Consider the following 17,068-nt stretch of genomic DNA (forward strand, 5'->3'; position numbering starts at 1 on the left):
TCATATGATGATAGGGTTCAATAGATCCAAAGGCAGCCGTACCGAGGCTCGCATGTCGAACAACTATCACAGCGCAACGGTGGAATGGCTCGGCTCCTGGATCGCATCAGGCAAGGTGCAGCCGGGCGAGGCGCTTAAGGTCGAGGCCGGCCTTTGCGAAGAGCTGGGCGTGAGCCGCACTGTGATCCGTGAGGCGATCAAGACGCTGGTGGCCAAGGGCATGCTCGACGTCGGCCCGAAGGTGGGTACGCGAGTGACCCCGGTGCGTTCCTGGAACCTGTTCGATGTGCAGGTCGTAGGCTGGCTGGCCGAGAACGGCCTGCCGGAAAGCTTCGTGATGGACTTGATCGACCTGCGGCGAACCATAGAGCCGACCGCCGTGCGCTGGGCATGCGAGCGCGCCACGCCCAAGCAGATCGCGGAGATCCAGGCTGCCTACCAGGTGCTTGCCGCATCCCTGGGCGACAAGGATGACTACAACCGTGCCGACAAACTCTTCCACGAGGCGGTGCTTGCGGCCAGCCACAACCAGTTCATTGAACGCATGGTGCCGGCGCTGGGCGCATTGTTGGCGGTGTCCTTCGAGGTGTCCTCGACGGTCCCTGACGAGCTCGGGCTAACCCTTCCGTTGCACAAGGAAATTGCCGACGCCATCGCCAACCGCGACGGCGCGCGCGGGGTCTGGGCGTGCATGACGCTAATCGAGCGCGCCGCCCTCACCATTTCACGCCACTACCCGGAGCTGGTCGTTTCACGCGGCGAGCAGACTGCACCATAAGAATAATGAAAGCGGAGTGCGACCATGCAATGGCTGCCCATCTCGCAACAACGCTACACGCTGGCTGAGGGTCCGTTCTGGGATGCTTCAGATCAGACGCTCTACTGGGCGGACATCGTCGGCCGGTTGGCGTGCCGATTGAGCCCGGACGGCTATCAGCAATGGCCCCTGGCTGAGCCGGTATCGGCCTTCATTCCCTGCGCGAGCGGCGATGCGCTGGTGACACTTGCCAGTGGCGTGTATCGCCTCGATTCAAACGCTACCGAGGCCGAACTCACACGGTTCTGTATCGCTGACGCCACGCCCGGCAACCGTGCCAACGAAGCGCGCTGCGATGCGCAGGGGCGGCTCTGGCTCGGCACCATGCAAAACAACATTGCCGACGACGGCGGCGATATTCCGATTGCACGGCGCTCCGGTGGGCTGTTCCGGGTGGACCCGGATGGCTCGGTCACACAGCTGCTCAGCGATCAGGGCATCGTCAATACGTTGTTGTGGAACGAGGCGGGTGATCGCGTCATCTGTGGCGACACGCTGGATGAATCGCTGCATCTCCATTGCATCGCAGATGACGGGCGTCTGATCGATCGGACTACCTGGGTCGGCCCGCATCCGCGTGGCGTGCCCGATGGATCGGCCATGGACGCCGAAGGCTACGTCTGGAATGCGCGCTGGGGCGGACATTGCTTGCTGCGCTTCGCTCCGGACGGCTGCCTGGATCGCGTTGTCGAGTTGCCTGTCAGTCATCCCACCAGCTGCGTGTTCGGCGGGCCCGATCTGACCCATTTGTACGTGACCTCTGCAAGGCCAGGTGAGGCGGCAAATGATTTGGACGGCGCTGTGCTGAAGGCCGACGTCGGCATCGTCGGGCTGCCCTGTACACGCTTCGGCGGCTGACCTGTTTTATCCGGCCGCGCTGCGGCCCCTTGACTGCTTAGGAGTTGTTCACATGGCCTCACCGCTTTCATTGCCACCAACACCCGAACCCCAACGCGGCGAGCGCCTGAAAGGCAAGGTCGTGGTAGTCACCGGCGGTGCCCAGGGCATCGGCGAGGCCATTGTGGCCTGCTTTCAGGCGCAGCAGGCCAAGGTCGTGATCGGTGACATCCAGGGCGAGAAGGCCGAGCGGGTTGCCGCCGGCTGGCGAGAGCGGGGCGGTGAGGTGCATGCCCTTCAAACCGATGTCACAAAACCCGCCGAGCTAGAAGCGCTGGTCGGGCTGGCGATCGAGCTCTACGGCCAAGTCGATGTGCTGGTCAACTGTGCAGGCGTCAACGTGTTCCGCGATCCGCTGGAAATGACCGAAGAAGACTGGCGGCGTTGCTTCTCGATTGATCTGGACGGCGTCTGGTTCGGTTGCAAGGCGGCCCTGCCGCACATGGTCCAGCGCGGCGTCGGCAACATCATCAACATCGCCTCGGTGCACTCGACCAACATCATTCCCGGCTGCTTCCCCTACCCGGTCGCCAAGCACGGCCTGCTCGGGCTGACCCGCGCGCTGGGTATCGAATATGCGCCCAAAGGCATTCGCGTAAATGCCATTGCGCCGGGCTACATCGAGACGCAGCTCAACGTCGATTACTGGAACGATTTCGCCGACCCGCACGCCGAGCGTCAGCGCGCCTTCGACATGCACCCGCCGAGGCGCATCGGCCAGCCGATCGAGGTGGCAATGACCGCGCTGTTCCTTGCCACCGACGAGGCGCCGTTCATCAACGCTGCCTGCATCACCATCGATGGCGGGCGTTCTGTGCTCTACCACGATTGAGAACAACGAGGTTTCGATTCAAGAGGGCTGCGCGCGGCCCTGCAGTAAGCCGCCAGCAAAGCATTCGGTGGTGACGGATCAGGGTGATGGACCCTGACGAGTCAACAAAAGCTATTCAACAAAAAAGCTATTCAATAAGAACAATGGAGGTAGCTATGTTCCGGTCTTTCGGGATCCGTTCGCTTTGCTGTGCCGCGCTTGTTGGCGCGATGAGTTTCGCTGGTGCGACCCTGGCCGAAGAAGAGGTCAAGATCGGTTTTCTGGTGAAACAGCCCGAGGAACCTTGGTTCCAGACTGAATGGGCCTTTGCCGAGAAGGCTGCGAAAGAACACGGGTTCACCCTGCTCAAGATCGCCGTTCCGGATGGCGAAAAGACTCTCTCCGCCATCGACAGCCTCGCTGCAAACGGCGCCAAGGGCTTTGTTATCTGCCCGCCTGACGTAGCGCTAGGCCCGGCCATCGTTGCCAAGTCCAAGTTCAACGATCTCAAGGTCATGGCCGTGGACGATCGATTCGTAGATGCCAAGGGGCAGCCCATGGAAGACGTGCCATACCTTGGCATGGCTGCCTTTGAAGTGGGCCAGAAACAGGGCGCGGCCATGGCTGAAGAAGCCAAGAAGCGTGGCTGGGACTGGAAAGATACCTACGCAGTCATCAATACCTACAACGAACTCGACACCGGCAAGAAGCGCACTGACGGTTCGGTGGATGCGCTGAAGAAAGCCGGCTTCCCCGAGGATCACATCCTCTTCACTCCACAGAAAACCCTTGACGTGCCAGGCAGCATGAACGCCACGACCTCGGCGCTGGTGAAGCTGCCGCGCGGGGCGAAGCACCTGATCATCGGCGGCATGAACGACAACACCGTGCTGGGCGGCGTACGCGCCACCGAAAGCGCTGGTTTCAGCGCCGAGAACGTGATCGGTATCGGCATCAATGGCACTGACGCCATCGGCGAGCTGAAAAAAGAGAACAGCGGCTTCTACGGCTCGATGCTGCCGAGTCCCCACATCGAGGGCTACGAAACCGCGCGGATGATGTACGAGTGGGTCACCACTGGTAAGGAACCGCCGAAGTACACGGCGATGGACGAAGTCACCCTGATTACTCGTGAGAACTTTCAGGAAGAGCTGGAAAAGATCGGCCTCTGGAAATAAGCCGGCTCATCTCGGGAGGCCTGGCCACAGGCCGATTTCAGCATCGAACTCGCCCGGTCGAACGGGCGGGGGTGGAGACGCTCCATGTTTCAACAAGTCAAGGCGGGCGACAGCCTGCGTTTCAATGGCATCGGCAAGAATTTCCCAGGCGTGCGCGCGCTATCGGAAATCAGCTTCGAGGCGCGGCCCGGCACCGTGCACGCGCTGATGGGCGAGAACGGCGCTGGCAAATCCACGCTGCTGAAGATTCTCGGCGGCGCTTACCAGCCAAGCAGTGGTGATCTGCAGATCGGTACGCGCAGCCTGGCATTCCGCTCAGCTGGCGAGAGCATTGCCAGCGGCGTTGCGGTGATTCATCAGGAGCTGCATCTGGTGCCGGAGATGAGCGTGGCCGAAAACCTGATGCTCGGGCACATGCCGTCGCGCTTCGGGCTGGTCAATCGCGGGGCGATGCTGCGCCAGGCGCGTGAACTGCTCAAAGGGCTTGCGGATGAGATCGACCCTGCTGCCCGCCTGGGCAGCCTGTCGCTGGGGCAGCGGCAACTGGTGGAGATTGCCAAAGCGATGTCGCGCAATGCCCATGTGATCGCCTTTGACGAACCCACCAGCAGCCTGTCGGCGCGGGAAATCGAGCGGCTGATGACGATCATCGGCCGGTTGCGGGACGAGGGGCGAGTGGTGCTTTACGTCTCGCACCGGATGGAAGAGATCTTCCGTATCTGCGACGCGGTCACGGTGTTCAAGGACGGCCGTTTCGTCTGCACATTTGACGATATGACAACGCTGACCCATGACGAGCTGGTGACCTGCATGGTCGGGCGCGATATCCAGGACATCTACAACTACCGTCCGCGCGAGCAGCAGGGCGAGGCGCTGCGGGTCGAGGGTCTGCTCGGGCACGGCCTACAGGAACCGGTGAGTTTCTCGGTCAGCCGTGGCGAAGTGCTCGGTTTCTTTGGTTTGGTCGGCGCAGGGCGTACCGAGCTGCTGCGTTTGCTGGCCGGGCTGGCTCCGCACCAGGCCGGTACGGTACAGCTCGACGGCCAGCCGCTGAAGCTCAAATCCGCACGCGACGCCATTTCAGCGGGGATCCTGCTCTGCCCGGAAGACCGCAAGAAAGAAGGCATTGTGCCGCTGGGCAGCGTGGCGGAAAACATCAATATCGGCGCGCGCGGTCACAATGCTCGCCTGGGCTGTTTGGTACAGGGCCGCTGGGAGCGCGAGAACGCCGACCGGCAAATCCGTGCGCTGAACATCAAGACGCCATCGCCCGATCAGCAGATCGTTTTCCTCTCCGGCGGTAATCAGCAGAAGGTGATCCTGGGGCGCTGGCTTTCCATGCCAATGAAAGTGCTGCTGCTCGACGAGCCCACCCGCGGCATCGACATCGGTGCCAAGGCCGAGATCTACCAGATCATCCATGATCTCGCGGCGAGCGGTATCGCAGTGATCGTCGTCTCCAGCGACCTGATGGAAGTCATCGGTATCTCCGATCGCATCCTGGTAATGAGCGAGGGTGCGATCACTGGCGAAGTCGCTCGCGACCAGGCCGAAGAGTCCCGCCTGCTTCAACTGGCACTCCCGCGCTCGCGCGGCTGAACAACAATGATGAGGTGCTCTATGTCTGCTCAACAAAACGCTCTGGCTGCGCCGCGGCAGGGTCTCAACATGCGCCGCTTCCTCGACGACTGGGTCATGGTGCTGGCGGCGGTCGGCATCTTCGCGTTGTCGGCAATCTTCATCGATAACTTCCTCTCGCCCTTGAACATGCGCGGCCTCGGTCTGGCGATCTCAACGGTGGGCATTGCCGCCTGCACGATGCTGTTCTGCCTGGCATCGGGGCACTTCGACCTGTCGGTCGGCTCGGTGATTGCTTGCGCTGGTGTTGTGGCAGCGGTGGTGATGCGCGATACCGAGAGCGTGTTCCTCGGCGTCTCGGCGGCGCTGGCGATGGGGCTGGTGGTCGGGCTGATCAACGGCATCGTGATCGCCAAGCTGCGTATCAACGCGTTGATCGCCACGCTGGCGACCATGCAGATCGTGCGCGGGCTGGCCTATATCTTCTCCAACGGCAAAGCCGTGGGTGTGATGCAGGAGGATTTCTTTCTGTTCGGTAATGGCAGCCTGTTCGGCGTGCCGGTGCCAATCCTGATCACCATCGTCTGCTTCGCCTTCTTCGGCTGGCTGCTCAACTACACCACCTACGGCCGCAACACCATGGCCATCGGCGGCAATCAGGAAGCGGCGCTGCTGGCGGGGGTCAACGTTGATCGCACCAAGATCATCATCTTCGCCGTGCATGGCCTGATCGGTGCGCTGGCCGGGGTGATCCTGGCGTCGCGGATGACGTCGGGGCAACCGATGATCGGCCAGGGCTTCGAGCTGACGGTGATTTCCGCCTGTGTGCTGGGAGGCGTCTCGCTCAGTGGCGGCATCGGCATGATTCGCCATGTAATCGCGGGAGTGCTTATTCTCGCCATCATCGAAAACGCGATGAATCTGAAGAATATCGACACCTTCTACCAGTACGTCATCCGCGGCACGATCTTGTTGCTAGCAGTGATTATTGATCGGCTCAAGCAGCGCTGATCCCGATCGCACCGCATGCGGTGCGCTGGAGAATTTTCGTGAACACACACCTGATCGCGCTGGACTGGGGCACCAGTTCACTGCGCGCTTATCGGCTCGGTGCGGCCGGCGAAACGCTGGACGTGCGCAGCCTGCCCCTAGGTGTCATGCAGCTCGACGGCAGCGAGGCCGGCTTCGAGCGCTCACTGGAGCAGACCTGTGGCGACTGGCAGAGGGCGGCACCCGAGGCCCCCATCATCGCCTGCGGAATGGTTGGCAGCGCCCAAGGCTGGCGAGAGGCCGGCTATGTCGAGGCGCCGCTTGCGGCCGGTGGTCTCAGGCTGGTGCCCGTAGAACGCCCGCAGGGCATGCCGCTATGGCTGGTGCCCGGCGTAATCCAGAGCGGCGCCTTACCCAACGTGATGCGTGGCGAGGAAACCCAGGTGTTCGGTCTCCTGGACGACGATGCCGATCACTCATCGCCTCTGCTGATCGGCCTGCCGGGCAGCCACAGCAAATGGGTCACTGTGGAGGGAGAGCAGATCAGCCGTTTCCAGACATTCATGACAGGCGAGGTCTATCAGGCGCTGCTCGGCCACACGATCCTCGGCCGCACAGCGGTGACTCGCGACACCTTCATTGCCGCGGCCTTCGAGCGAGGCCTTCGCGTGGCGAGGTCGAGCGAGGGGCAGGCCGGTCCGCTATCGACCATCTTCAGCAGCCGCACGCTGGTGCTGACCGGCGAACTCAGCGGCGCAGCTCAGGGTGATTACCTGTCGGGTCTGTTGATCGGTCACGAGCTGGCCGCGATGACGTCGACGCTGCAGGTGCTGCCATCGCAGCCCATCGTCCTTATCGGCAATTCGGCGCTGTGCGCCCGTTACCTATGGGCGCTCGAATATTGCGGCTTCGAGTCGCTGCGGTACGCGCCAGAGGCCACGGCTGCCGGGCTCTGGAAAATTGCCGCAGGCGCCGGCCTGGTCTCTACCGAAACTTCAGGAGCGGCAGATGTTCGACAGCACGCTTGCCATTAATGGACTTATCGCGATCCTCAGAGGCCTGCGCCCGGAGGAAGCCGAGTCGATCGGCAGGGTCCTCTATGGCGCCGGTATACGGATCATCGAAGTCCCCCTCAATTCACCACAGCCGTTGCGCAGTATTGAAATCCTGCGCCGAACATTGCCGGGGGATTGTCTGGTCGGCGCAGGCACTGTGCTTTCAGTGCAGCAGGTGCGCGATATCAAGGAGGCCGGAGGACAGCTGATCGTCATGCCGCACTGCGATGTTCAGGTGCTGCACACCGCGAAGGATGCGGGTCTCTACCTCACACCGGGTGTTGCCACGCCGAGCGAAGCCTTCGCTGCGCTGGCTGCGGGCGCCGACGCGCTCAAGTTGTTTCCCGCTGAGCAGGTCGGTATCAGTGCCATGAAAGCCTGGTTGGCGGTGTTGCCGGCCGGCACGGCATTGCTGCCGGTGGGGGGTATCACACCGGACAACATGGCGGCGTATCTGCAGGCCGGGGCGGTTGGTTTCGGCCTCGGCTCGGCGCTCTATTCGCCGGGAATGCTCGCCGACGAGGTGGGCCGACGGGCGCAAGCCTTCATTCAGGCCCGCCATCCGGCGATTGCCTGATCATCGATGCGAGATCATGTAGATGAAAATTACCCGTCTTACCACGCTGGTCGTGCCGCCCCGCTGGCTGTTCCTCAAAATCGAAACGGATGACGGCATCACCGGCTGGGGCGAGCCTGTCGTCGAAGGCCGTGCGCATAGCGTTGCCGCGGCGGTGGAAGAGCTGGCCGATTACCTCGTTGGGCGTGACCCGCGCAACGTCGAAGACCTCTGGACCCTGATGTACCGCGGCGGCTTCTACCGCGGCGGGCCGATTCACATGAGCGCCATCGCTGGCATCGATCAAGCGCTGTGGGACATCAAGGGCAAGGCACTAGGCGTGTCCGTCAGCGACTTACTCGGCGGCCGGGTGCGCGAGCGCATCCGTGTGTACTCCTGGATTGGCGGTGATCGCCCTGCGGATACTGCCAACGCTGCCCGCGATGCGGTAGAGCGGGGCTTCAGCGCAGTGAAGATGAATGCGAGTGAGGAGCTGCAGTTCGTCGACAGCCACGCCAAGGTCGATGCGGTGCTGGCAAACATGGCCGCCGTGCGCGATGCGGTGGGTGGCGACATCGGCATCGGCGTGGATTTCCACGGCCGCGTGCACAAGCCCATGGCGAAGATCCTGATCAAGGAACTGGAGCCTTATCGGCCGATGTTCATTGAAGAACCGGTGCTCAGTGAAAACCATGAGGCACTCAAGGAGCTGGCGCCGCTCTCCTGCGCGCCCATCGCGCTGGGTGAGCGGTTGTATTCGCGCTGGGACTTCAAGCGCATCCTTGCCGAAGGCTACGTCGACATCATCCAGCCCGACACCTCACACGCTGGCGGAATCACCGAGACGCGCAAGATCGCCAGTATGGCTGAGGCCTACGACGTCGCGCTGGCGTTGCATTGCCCGCTCGGGCCGATCGCGCTGGCGTCGTGCCTGCAGCTGGACGGTGTCTGTTACAACGCGTTCATTCAGGAGCAGAGCCTGGGCATCCATTACAACCAGGGCAATGACCTGCTCGACTACATCAGCAACCGAGAGGTGTTCGAATATCAGGATGGGTTCGTCGCGATCCCGAACGGGCCGGGGTTGGGGATCGAGATCAACGAGGACTACGTTATGGAGCAGGCTCGCATCGGTCACCGCTGGCGCAACCCGATCTGGCGCCACGCCGACGGCAGTGTGGCGGAGTGGTGACCGATAGTCGGCGGTGAGTTGAATGCACCCTGACCGAAAATAAAAGAAAGGCCCCATGCGGGGCCTTTCTGCATCAGGGCTTGGGAAATTTGTAGATAGTGGTCTGGGTGTAGGTTTCACCCGGGTCGAGGCGGGTACTTGGGAAGTTCGGCTGGTTGGGCGAGTCCGGGTAGTGTTGCGTTTCGAGCGTGAAAGCGCTCCAGTGCGGGTACGCCTCACCGTCTTTACCGTTGATGCTGCCGTCGAGGAAGTTGCCAGTGTAGAGCTGAACGCCGGGCTCTGTGGTGTACATCAGCAGCCGCCTTCCGGACTCGGGATCGCGTACCTCAGCCGCCAGCTTGCTGAGGTCACCATTGGTGTCCAGTACCCAGTTGAAATCGAAGCCGCCGGCCTGGGGTTCGGCGAATTTCAGCTGCTCGTGATCATCCTTGATGTGCGCGCCGAAACGGGTTGGCTGTAGAAAATCCATCGGCGTGCCCTTGACCTCGGCCAGCTCACCGGTGGGTATCAGTTTCTCGGTTACAGGCGTGTAATGCGAGGCGTACAGCGTGGCAACCTGATCAAGCACGCTCGGCTCGCCAGCGCCGGCGAGGTTGAAGTAGCTGTGGTTGGTCAGGTTCAGCACCGTGGGTTTGTCGGTGGTGGCGCGGTACTTGATGCGCAGCTCATTTTCTTCGTTGAGGCTGTAGGTCACGTGCGTAGTCAGGGTGCCGGGAAAACCCATTTCGCCGTCGGGCGACACGTAGCTCAGTTCGACGCCGACCCAGCCGTCCTCATTGGCGGGCTTTGCTTCCCAGACCCGTTTGTCGAAGCCCTGCGGCCCGCCGTGCAAGGCGTTGCTGCCATCGTTCTGCGGAATCTGATAGGTGGTGCCATCGAGTTCGAACCGGCCATCGTCAATGCGGTTGCCAAAGCGCCCGATAGTGGCGCCGAAATAGACGTTGCCGTTCTTGATGTAGCCATCGACATCATCGAAGCCAAGTACGATGTCCTTGAGCTTGCCGTCTTTGTCCGGCACCAGTAGCGATTGCAGCACGCCGCCGTACGTGATCACGACGGCTTCGACTCCCTGGCTGTTTTTCAGGGTGTACTTCTCGATGGGCGTGCCGTCCGGCATCTTGCCAAAGCTGCCCTGTTGGTTGGACAGGCCCGAGGCCTGAGTGCCGAATGTGCTGATCATAAGCGCGAGAGCAATTCCGTTAAGTAGCAATCTGGGTTGCATGGCTTCACCTGACATTGTTGTTGTTTTTTGCGTGAACGCACCTCGCCAGGGCTGAAGGAGGGCTTGGCGACGCTGCGCTGGCTGAAAGCCTAGACAGCCGAGCCATTCCATCCCAATACCAAATAAGGTGAGTGCCATACGCAAACCGATATGACTAGCGGGGGCTGGCTGCGTGCTAGCTCAGACGTTACGGCGTGCATCATGTTGTGCCAGCGCCCAGAGCACATGTTCGCGCACCAGTTCCGACGGGTCGTCGCGGCGTGCCTGAAGTGCTTCGAGTACAGGAATGCTCGAAGGTGCATTGCCCAAGCCGACGGCCAGGTTGCGCAACCAGTTCTGATAACCGGTCCGCCGCAGCGGCGAGCCTTCGGTACGGCTGAGAAACTCGTCTTCGGTCCAGCGAAACAGCGTGGCCAGCTCGGCGTTGTCCAGGCTGTGGCGCGGTTGAAAATCGCTCTGCCCGGTCGGCTTGGCGAAGCGGTTCCAGGGACAGACGATCTGGCAGTCATCGCAGCCGAATACGCGGTTTCCGATCTTCGAGCGAAGCTCGACGGGGATTGGCCCCTTCAGCTCAATGGTGAGATAGGAAATGCAGCGCCGCGCATCCAGCACCCGTTCGCCGACGAAGGCCTCGGTCGGGCAGATGTCCAGGCAGGCGTGACAGCTGCCGCAGTGGTCACGTGCGGTTGGCTCGTCGACCGGCAGGGCGATGTCAACGAAGAGTTCGCCAAGAAAGAACCAGCTGCCAGCCTTGCGATTGAGCACCAGCGTGTTCTTGCCGATCCAGCCGAGGCCGGCCTGCTGCGCCACGGCTTTTTCCAGCACCGGTGCGCTGTCGACGAACGCGCGGAACCCGAAAGGGCCGATGACCTGCTGGATACGATCGGCCAGTTGTTGCAGGCGTTTGCGGATCAGTTTGTGGTAGTCGCGGCCCAGCGCGTAGCGGGACACGTAGGCCTTTTCCGGCTGCGCCAGTTGTTCAGCCATGCGCGTGTCGCCCGGCAGGTAATCCATGCGCAGCGACACCACTCGCAGCGTTCCCGGAACGAGCTGCTCCGGGTGGGAACGTTTGCTGCCGTGGGCAGCCATATAGTCCATCTCGCCGTGGTAGCCCGCGGCCAGCCAGCGCTCAAGGTGCGCCTCGTGCTCGCCCAGATCGACACCGGTAATGCCGACTTGCTGAAACCCGAGCTCGCGGCCCCACTCCTTGATGGAGTCGGCAAGCGCAGCGGTGTCGAGGGTGGTGCTGGACATGGCGTGGAGTTGTCGGCGTTGCGGAGGCGGTGTGGTGGGCGGGCTGGCTGTTTCGGTCTCGCGAACCGGCACCCAGTGTATTCGCCGCGTGGCTTGCGGCGGCGGCAATCTTTTCTATCAATGCACCGCCGCCGCGCCAGGGGCGGCCGAGCTGGCGCATGCGTATAATTCTGCCAGATATTCGCGCGGGTGATTCATGTCTCAGACCACCGATACACTTCCCAGCCGTCTCTACAATGCCGCTCAGGTGCGTGAACTCGACGCTCGGCTGATCGCAGCCGGAACGTCCGGTTTCGAGCTGATGCATCGTGCCGCTCATGCTGCCTGGCGTGCCCTGCGACGTCGGTGGCCGGATGTCGAGGAGATCACCGTGCTGGCGGGGCACGGCAATAACGCAGGGGATGGATACCTGATCGCAGCGCTGGCGCAGCGTGCCGGTCGTCAGGTTCAGGTCTTTGCGGTGGGCGGCCCTCATCGATTGCAGGGCGATGCGGCCAGCGCATACAGCGAAGCACAGGCAGCCGGCGTCCGGGTCATGCCCTGGTCGTTTGACGCCGAGCTTCGCGGTGTGCTGGTCGACGCGCTGCTCGGCACCGGAATCTCCGGCGAGGTTCGAGAGCCCTACGCCAGTGCCATTCGCAGCATGAACGACAGCACGCGGCCGATCCTCGCAGTCGATTTGCCGTCGGGGCTGTGTGCCGACACTGGAAGCCTGCTGGGTGAAGCTGTGCGCGCCGAGCTCACTGTGACATTCATCGGGCTCAAGGTAGGGCTGTTCACCGGAGAAGGGCCGGACCGGATCGGGGCGCTGGTGTTCGACGACCTGCAAGCCGATGGACAGAAGATCGAGCAGGGCGCGTATGCTGCGATGCGTTTGGTCAACACGAACCTGCCGAAACTCGCACCGCGATCCCCGACAGCTCATAAAGGCAGCTTTGGTCAGGTGCTGGTCATTGGTGGCGATCTTGGTACCGGCGGCGCTGCCTTGCTGACGGCCGAAGCGGCGCTGCGCTGCGGGGCGGGCATGGTGACCCTGGCGACGCGGCCCGAGCACGTTACCGCTTCGCTGATTCGGCGTCCCGAGATCATGTGCAGCGGTGTCGAGTCCACCTATGCCCTGACGGCACTGACCGCGCGTGCCGATGTTCTGGTGATCGGGCCGGGCCTCGGACAGCAGCCGTGGGGGCGCAGTCTGCTGTCCTTGGCCCCGCAGTGTCATGTCCCACAGGTATGGGATGCTGATGCGCTGAATCTGCTGGCAACAGGCGCGGTCGAGTTGCCTGACAATTGCCTACTGACGCCACACCCCGGTGAGGCAGCGCGGCTGCTGGACATCTCGGTGGCTGAAGTACAGGCTGATCGTCCAGCGGCGGCACGCACGCTGGCCGCCCGTTTCGATTGTACCGTGCTGCTCAAGGGCGCTGGCACGCTGGTCGCAGACCGTGACGGTCGATTGGCGCTGTGTGATCGCGGTCATCCGGCAATGGCCAGTGCAGGTCTTGGCGACGTGCTGGCCGGGATCGCCGGGGCGCTGTTGGCGCAGGGACTGGAACCCTTCGAAGCTGCCTGTCTTTCGGTCTGGCTGCATGCCGCTGCTGGTGAGCAGCTTGGGTTGCAGGGCAGGGGACTCGCAGCCGCTGATATGATTCCAGTGGTTCGCCAATTGCTTGAGGAGCATTCGCCATGCTTGAAGTGACGCTTGTTGCGGCGGACGAAGAGGCTATGCTTTCGCTTGGTGCACGCATCGCCCATGCGACCGGTGGTCGGGGTGTGATTTATTTGCATGGCGATCTCGGCGCCGGCAAAACCACGCTGTCACGCGGACTGATTCGGGGCTTGGGGCATGAGGGCAAGGTCAAGAGCCCGACGTTCACGCTGGTCGAACCCTATGAAACCCCTGTGGCGCGGGTCTTTCATTTTGATCTGTACCGGCTGGTCGATCCCGAGGAGCTGGAATTTCTGGGCATCCGCGACTATTTCACAGGGGACGCGTTGTGCCTGATAGAGTGGCCGGAACGTGGCGCCGGTATTTTGCCAAAGGCAGACCTGGACATTACCATTACCCCGCACGGGGCCGGTCGTATGCTGCGCCTGACGCCACATGGCGTGCGCGGTGAAGGCTGGTGTTCCATCCTGACCGTCGGCAATCAATGAACATCATGGGGTTGGGTATGCGCATGCGCGCGCTGGTAAGTGGTTTGGCATTGATGCTCGCGGCCATGCAGGTCCTTGCAGCGTCTGACGTCCAGAGCGTGCGTCTGTGGCGAGCGCCCGACAATACGCGCCTGGTTTTCGACCTGTCCGGGCCGGTTCAGCACAAGGTATTCACCCTTACGGCCCCTGATCGAATCGTTATCGATGTCGATGGCGCCAACTTGTCAAAGCCATTCGATCAACTCCTGCTAAAGAACACTCCGATTTCCGGGTTGCGAGCGGCGAAATATGACGCCGACACCCTGCGTGTGGTGATTGACCTGAACGCCGAAGTGTCGCCAAAAAGCTTCACGCTTACGCCCAACCAGCAATACGGCCATCGGTTAGTGGTCGATCTGTATGACAGTGCCGCCGATGCAGCAGCCGCCTCCACCTCTGATGTTCCAGCGACTGCCACGCCGAGCACGCCGGCCACGCCCGTTTCGCCGACCTTGCCGGCTATAAAACTGCCTCCGCTGCCCAGCAGCAAGCGCGATATCGTCGTCGCGATCGACGCAGGACATGGCGGCGAGGACCCGGGGGCGATCGGTCCCGGCAAGATCTACGAGAAGACCGTGGTCTTGCAAATCGCCAAGGAACTGCAACGTCAGATCAACGCAGATAAAGGCTTTCGCGCTGAGTTGGTACGGACGGGCGACTACTTTATCCCTCTGCGTAAGCGCACCGAAATTGCCCGCCAGAAAGGCGCGGACCTGTTCGTGTCCATCCACGCCGACGCGGCGCCACGCTCGGCAGCCTACGGTGCTTCTGTGTTCGCGTTGTCCGATCGGGGGGCCACATCAGAAACCGCACGATGGCTGGCTGACAGTGAAAACCGATCGGATCTGATCGGTGGCGCCGGCAACGTCAGTCTTGGGGACAAGGACCAGATGCTCGCTGGCGTGCTACTTGACCTGTCGATGACGGCGTCCCTTTCGTCCAGTCTCAACGTGGGGCAGAAAGTGTTGAGCAACATGGGCCGCATCACGCCATTGCACAAACAGCGCGTGGAGCAGGCTGGGTTCATGGTGCTGAAGTCTCCTGATATTCCCTCGATCCTGGTAGAGACCGGTTTTATCTCCAACCCGTCCGAGGCGCGCAAGTTGCAGACTGCTGGCCATCAGAAGTCGCTGGCAAGCTCTATCCACAAAGGCGTGCGGCAGTTTTTCCAGGAAAACCCACCGCCAGGCACCTACATTGCGTGGTTGCGAGACTCCGGCAAGATTGCCAGCACGGCGCGCGAACACGTTGTGCGGTCCGGCGAAAGTCTGGCGCTGCTTGCCGAGCGTTATCAGATCAGTCTGCCTGCGTTGCGCAAAGCCAATAGCTTGAAAGGCGATGTGATCAAGGTCGGCCAGACGCTGCATATACCGGCCACCACGCTGGCCTCGCAGCCATGACCGAGGCGGCGCGCATTCAGCTGCTCAGCCCGCGGCTGGCGAACCAGATTGCTGCCGGTGAGGTAGTTGAAAGACCCGCCTCGGTGATCAAGGAACTGCTGGAGAACAGCCTCGATTCAGGGGCAACTCGTATCGAAGTGGATGTCGAGCAGGGCGGCATCAAATTACTGCGGGTGCGCGATGACGGCTGTGGTATCCCTGCAGATGACTTGCCATTGGCGCTGGCCAGGCATGCCACCAGCAAGATCCGCGATCTGGAAGACCTTGAGCGCGTGATGAGCCTTGGCTTTCGCGGCGAGGCGCTGGCGTCCATCAGTTCCGTTTCCAGGCTCACGCTTACGTCTCGTACCGCTGATGCGGCGGAGGCCTGGCAAGTGGAGACCGAGGGGCGCGACATGGAGGCTCGGGTTCAGCCCGCAGCGCATCCGGTCGGCACGTCGGTAGAGGTTCGCGACCTGTTCTTTAATACGCCTGCACGGCGCAAATTCCTGCGTACGGAGAAGACCGAGTTCGATCACCTGCAGGAAGTGATCAAGCGGCTGGCACTCGCGCGTTTCGATGTGGCTTTTCACCTCCGGCACAACGGCAAGGTGGTCCTGGCGCTGCATCCGGCCAACGACCCGGCATCGCGAGGACGCCGTGTCGCCTCGGTCTGTGGCTCCGCATTTCTAGAGCAAGCGCTGCCGGTCGAGATCGAACGCAACGGTTTGCACCTTTGGGGCTGGGTCGGCCTCCCAACGTTTTCCCGTAGCCAGGCGGATCTTCAATATTTCTATGTAAACGGGCGCATGGTTCGCGACAAATTGGTCGCTCATGCGGTGCGGCAGGCCTACCGTGACGTGCTGTTCAATGGTCGGCACCCAACGTTCGTGCTGTTCCTGGACGTCGACCCCGCGGTGGTGGACGTCAATGTTCATCCAACCAAGCACGAGGTGCGTTTTCGCGACAACCGCATGGTGCACGATTTCCTGTACGGCACCTTGCATCGCGCGCTCGGCGATGTACGTCCGGAGGATCAGCTGGCCTCGCCAGCAAGTGTGGCCCCCGTTATCCAGATCACGGGTCGGGACGCCGGAGAGTTTGCCGGTCAGAACGAAATGAGCCTCGCCGCCAGCGTGCTGGAGCAACCACCGCCGATGCAGCCAGCCTGGCGCGGTTCGGGAGCGGGTTATCAGGCGCCTCGGGCATCACCAGTCGGCAACGTTGCCGAAGCGCAGGGCGCCTATCGGGAATTCTTTTCACCGCTTGCTGAGCCTACGTCTGCGGCATTGCCGGAAAGCCAGGATGACGTTCCACCGCTTGGCTATGCGCTGGCTCAGCTCAAGGGTGTCTACATCCTCGCGGAAAACGCTCAGGGGCTTGTGCTGGTGGATATGCATGCCGCTCATGAGCGGATCATGTATGAGCGGCTTAAAACGGCGATGGCGAACGAGGGGCTGCGCGGCCAGCCGCTGCTGGTTCCCGAGTCGATCGCCGTTAGCCAACGCGAAGCTGACTGCGCTGAGGAGCATGGGCAGTGGTTTCAGATGCTTGGTTTCGAGCTGCAGCGACTCGGTCCGGAGAGCTTGGCGATTCGGCAGATTCCTTCGCTGCTCAAGCAGGCCGAGGCAACCCGGCTCGTGCAGGACGTGCTAGCCGATCTGCTCGAATATGGCACCAGTGACCGCATTCAGTCACATCTCAACGAGCTGCTCGGTACCATGGCCTGTCACGGTGCGGTGCGGGCAAACCGGCGCCTCACCGTGCCGGAGATGAATGGCCTGCTGCGTGACATGGAACAGACCGAGCGCAGCGGCCAATGCAATCATGGCCGGCCGACCTGGACGCAGATGGGAATGAGCGACCTGGATAAGCTATTCCTTCGGGGGCGATAACCCCCGCTTGCTGTCTCAAAGCTATCCGCAGCCCGCTATCCCTTTCATGAG

General features: G+C 62.0%; 15 protein-coding genes. 13 read left to right on the plus strand and 2 right to left on the minus strand.

Annotation, left to right across the window (positions count from 1 at the left end):
- The first annotated feature begins 52 nt into the window (after positions 1 to 52).
- The 9 genes from JQR87_RS03535 (at position 53) to dgoD (ending at position 9,074) form a co-directional block, all read left to right on the plus strand.
- Positions 53 to 778 carry a FadR/GntR family transcriptional regulator gene (locus JQR87_RS03535; RefSeq protein ID WP_407292532.1) on the plus strand — a complete coding sequence of 242 codons (726 nt, stop codon included), beginning with the start codon at positions 53 to 55 and terminating at the stop codon, positions 776 to 778.
- 24 nt (positions 779 to 802) lie between these two features.
- Positions 803 to 1,675, plus strand: a complete 873-nt coding sequence (locus tag JQR87_RS03540; protein WP_407292530.1) for an SMP-30/gluconolactonase/LRE family protein — start codon at positions 803 to 805, stop codon at positions 1,673 to 1,675.
- Between the two features lie 52 nt (positions 1,676 to 1,727).
- Entirely contained in the window at positions 1,728 to 2,546 is an 819-nt protein-coding gene (locus JQR87_RS03545; RefSeq protein WP_407292528.1) for an SDR family oxidoreductase, read from the plus strand.
- A 155-nt stretch (positions 2,547 to 2,701) separates the two neighbouring features.
- The gene (locus JQR87_RS03550) at positions 2,702 to 3,703 is read left to right on the plus strand and encodes a substrate-binding domain-containing protein (RefSeq protein WP_407292525.1); all 1,002 of its coding nucleotides are present in this window, start codon (positions 2,702 to 2,704) and stop codon (positions 3,701 to 3,703) included.
- Positions 3,704 to 3,787: 84 nt separating this feature from the next.
- The gene (gene araG / locus JQR87_RS03555; protein ID WP_407292522.1) at positions 3,788 to 5,302 is read left to right on the plus strand and encodes an L-arabinose ABC transporter ATP-binding protein AraG; all 1,515 of its coding nucleotides are present in this window, start codon (positions 3,788 to 3,790) and stop codon (positions 5,300 to 5,302) included.
- Between the two features lie 21 nt (positions 5,303 to 5,323).
- Positions 5,324 to 6,292 (plus strand): L-arabinose ABC transporter permease AraH, encoded by a 969-nt coding sequence (araH, locus tag JQR87_RS03560; protein ID WP_407292520.1) that lies wholly within the window; start codon positions 5,324 to 5,326, stop codon positions 6,290 to 6,292.
- Between the two features lie 38 nt (positions 6,293 to 6,330).
- Positions 6,331 to 7,305, plus strand: a complete 975-nt coding sequence (locus JQR87_RS03565) for a 2-dehydro-3-deoxygalactonokinase (protein WP_407292517.1) — start codon at positions 6,331 to 6,333, stop codon at positions 7,303 to 7,305.
- Complete coding sequence (locus JQR87_RS03570) at positions 7,280 to 7,903, plus strand: 2-dehydro-3-deoxy-6-phosphogalactonate aldolase (RefSeq protein WP_407292515.1); 624 nt, start codon at positions 7,280 to 7,282, stop codon at positions 7,901 to 7,903. The genes JQR87_RS03565 and JQR87_RS03570 overlap by 26 nt, the downstream gene beginning before the upstream one ends.
- Positions 7,904 to 7,925: 22 nt before the next feature.
- Positions 7,926 to 9,074: a galactonate dehydratase gene (gene dgoD / locus JQR87_RS03575; protein WP_407292513.1), complete on the plus strand. Its 1,149-nt coding sequence runs from the start codon at positions 7,926 to 7,928 to the stop codon at positions 9,072 to 9,074.
- Positions 9,075 to 9,147: 73 nt separating this feature from the next.
- Here dgoD and JQR87_RS03580 read toward each other — a convergent pair whose 3' ends face one another.
- Both JQR87_RS03580 and queG read right to left on the minus strand, forming a co-directional pair.
- On the minus strand, positions 9,148 to 10,296 hold the full coding sequence (locus tag JQR87_RS03580) for an aldose epimerase family protein (protein ID WP_407292511.1): 1,149 nt from the start codon (positions 10,294 to 10,296) through the stop codon (positions 9,148 to 9,150).
- A gap of 180 nt (positions 10,297 to 10,476) precedes the next feature.
- Positions 10,477 to 11,550, minus strand: a complete 1,074-nt coding sequence (gene queG / locus JQR87_RS03585) for a tRNA epoxyqueuosine(34) reductase QueG (RefSeq protein WP_407292509.1) — start codon at positions 11,548 to 11,550, stop codon at positions 10,477 to 10,479.
- A gap of 196 nt (positions 11,551 to 11,746) precedes the next feature.
- Between queG and JQR87_RS03590 the strand changes: the two genes are divergently transcribed.
- The 4 genes from JQR87_RS03590 to mutL are packed head-to-tail and all read left to right on the plus strand — an operon-like array spanning position 11,747 to position 17,017.
- Positions 11,747 to 13,246 (plus strand): NAD(P)H-hydrate dehydratase, encoded by a 1,500-nt coding sequence (locus JQR87_RS03590; RefSeq protein ID WP_407292507.1) that lies wholly within the window; start codon positions 11,747 to 11,749, stop codon positions 13,244 to 13,246.
- On the plus strand, positions 13,234 to 13,704 hold the full coding sequence (gene tsaE / locus JQR87_RS03595; protein WP_407292505.1) for a tRNA (adenosine(37)-N6)-threonylcarbamoyltransferase complex ATPase subunit type 1 TsaE: 471 nt from the start codon (positions 13,234 to 13,236) through the stop codon (positions 13,702 to 13,704). Before JQR87_RS03590 ends, tsaE begins: the two co-directional genes overlap by 13 nt.
- Before the next feature lie 17 nt (positions 13,705 to 13,721).
- Entirely contained in the window at positions 13,722 to 15,143 is a 1,422-nt protein-coding gene (locus tag JQR87_RS03600; RefSeq protein ID WP_407297833.1) for an N-acetylmuramoyl-L-alanine amidase, read from the plus strand.
- Entirely contained in the window at positions 15,140 to 17,017 is a 1,878-nt protein-coding gene (gene mutL / locus JQR87_RS03605; RefSeq protein WP_407292504.1) for a DNA mismatch repair endonuclease MutL, read from the plus strand. Before JQR87_RS03600 ends, mutL begins: the two co-directional genes overlap by 4 nt.
- Positions 17,018 to 17,068 lie beyond the last annotated feature (51 nt).

The organism is Stutzerimonas stutzeri, assembly GCF_051028275.1.
Classification (GTDB): domain Bacteria; phylum Pseudomonadota; class Gammaproteobacteria; order Pseudomonadales; family Pseudomonadaceae; genus Stutzerimonas; species Stutzerimonas stutzeri_AS.

Bases quoted from the DNA above. Each gene is read 5' to 3' on its own strand.
- JQR87_RS03590 (WP_407292507.1), top strand. From the start codon at position 11,747: ATGTCTCAGACCACCGATACACTTCCCAGCCGTCTCTACAATGCCGCT.
- dgoD (WP_407292513.1), top strand. From the start codon at position 7,926: ATGAAAATTACCCGTCTTACCACGCTGGTCGTGCCGCCCCGCTGGCTG.
- queG (WP_407292509.1), bottom strand. From the start codon at position 11,550: ATGTCCAGCACCACCCTCGACACCGCTGCGCTTGCCGACTCCATCAAG.
- JQR87_RS03580 (WP_407292511.1), bottom strand. From the start codon at position 10,296: ATGCAACCCAGATTGCTACTTAACGGAATTGCTCTCGCGCTTATGATC.
- araH (WP_407292520.1), top strand. From the start codon at position 5,324: ATGTCTGCTCAACAAAACGCTCTGGCTGCGCCGCGGCAGGGTCTCAAC.
- tsaE (WP_407292505.1), top strand. From the start codon at position 13,234: ATGCTTGAAGTGACGCTTGTTGCGGCGGACGAAGAGGCTATGCTTTCG.
- araG (WP_407292522.1), top strand. From the start codon at position 3,788: ATGTTTCAACAAGTCAAGGCGGGCGACAGCCTGCGTTTCAATGGCATC.
- JQR87_RS03535 (WP_407292532.1), top strand. From the start codon at position 53: ATGTCGAACAACTATCACAGCGCAACGGTGGAATGGCTCGGCTCCTGG.
- JQR87_RS03550 (WP_407292525.1), top strand. From the start codon at position 2,702: ATGTTCCGGTCTTTCGGGATCCGTTCGCTTTGCTGTGCCGCGCTTGTT.
- JQR87_RS03540 (WP_407292530.1), top strand. From the start codon at position 803: ATGCAATGGCTGCCCATCTCGCAACAACGCTACACGCTGGCTGAGGGT.
- JQR87_RS03600 (WP_407297833.1), top strand. From the start codon at position 13,722: ATGCGCATGCGCGCGCTGGTAAGTGGTTTGGCATTGATGCTCGCGGCC.
- JQR87_RS03545 (WP_407292528.1), top strand. From the start codon at position 1,728: ATGGCCTCACCGCTTTCATTGCCACCAACACCCGAACCCCAACGCGGC.
- mutL (WP_407292504.1), top strand. From the start codon at position 15,140: ATGACCGAGGCGGCGCGCATTCAGCTGCTCAGCCCGCGGCTGGCGAAC.
- JQR87_RS03570 (WP_407292515.1), top strand. From the start codon at position 7,280: ATGTTCGACAGCACGCTTGCCATTAATGGACTTATCGCGATCCTCAGA.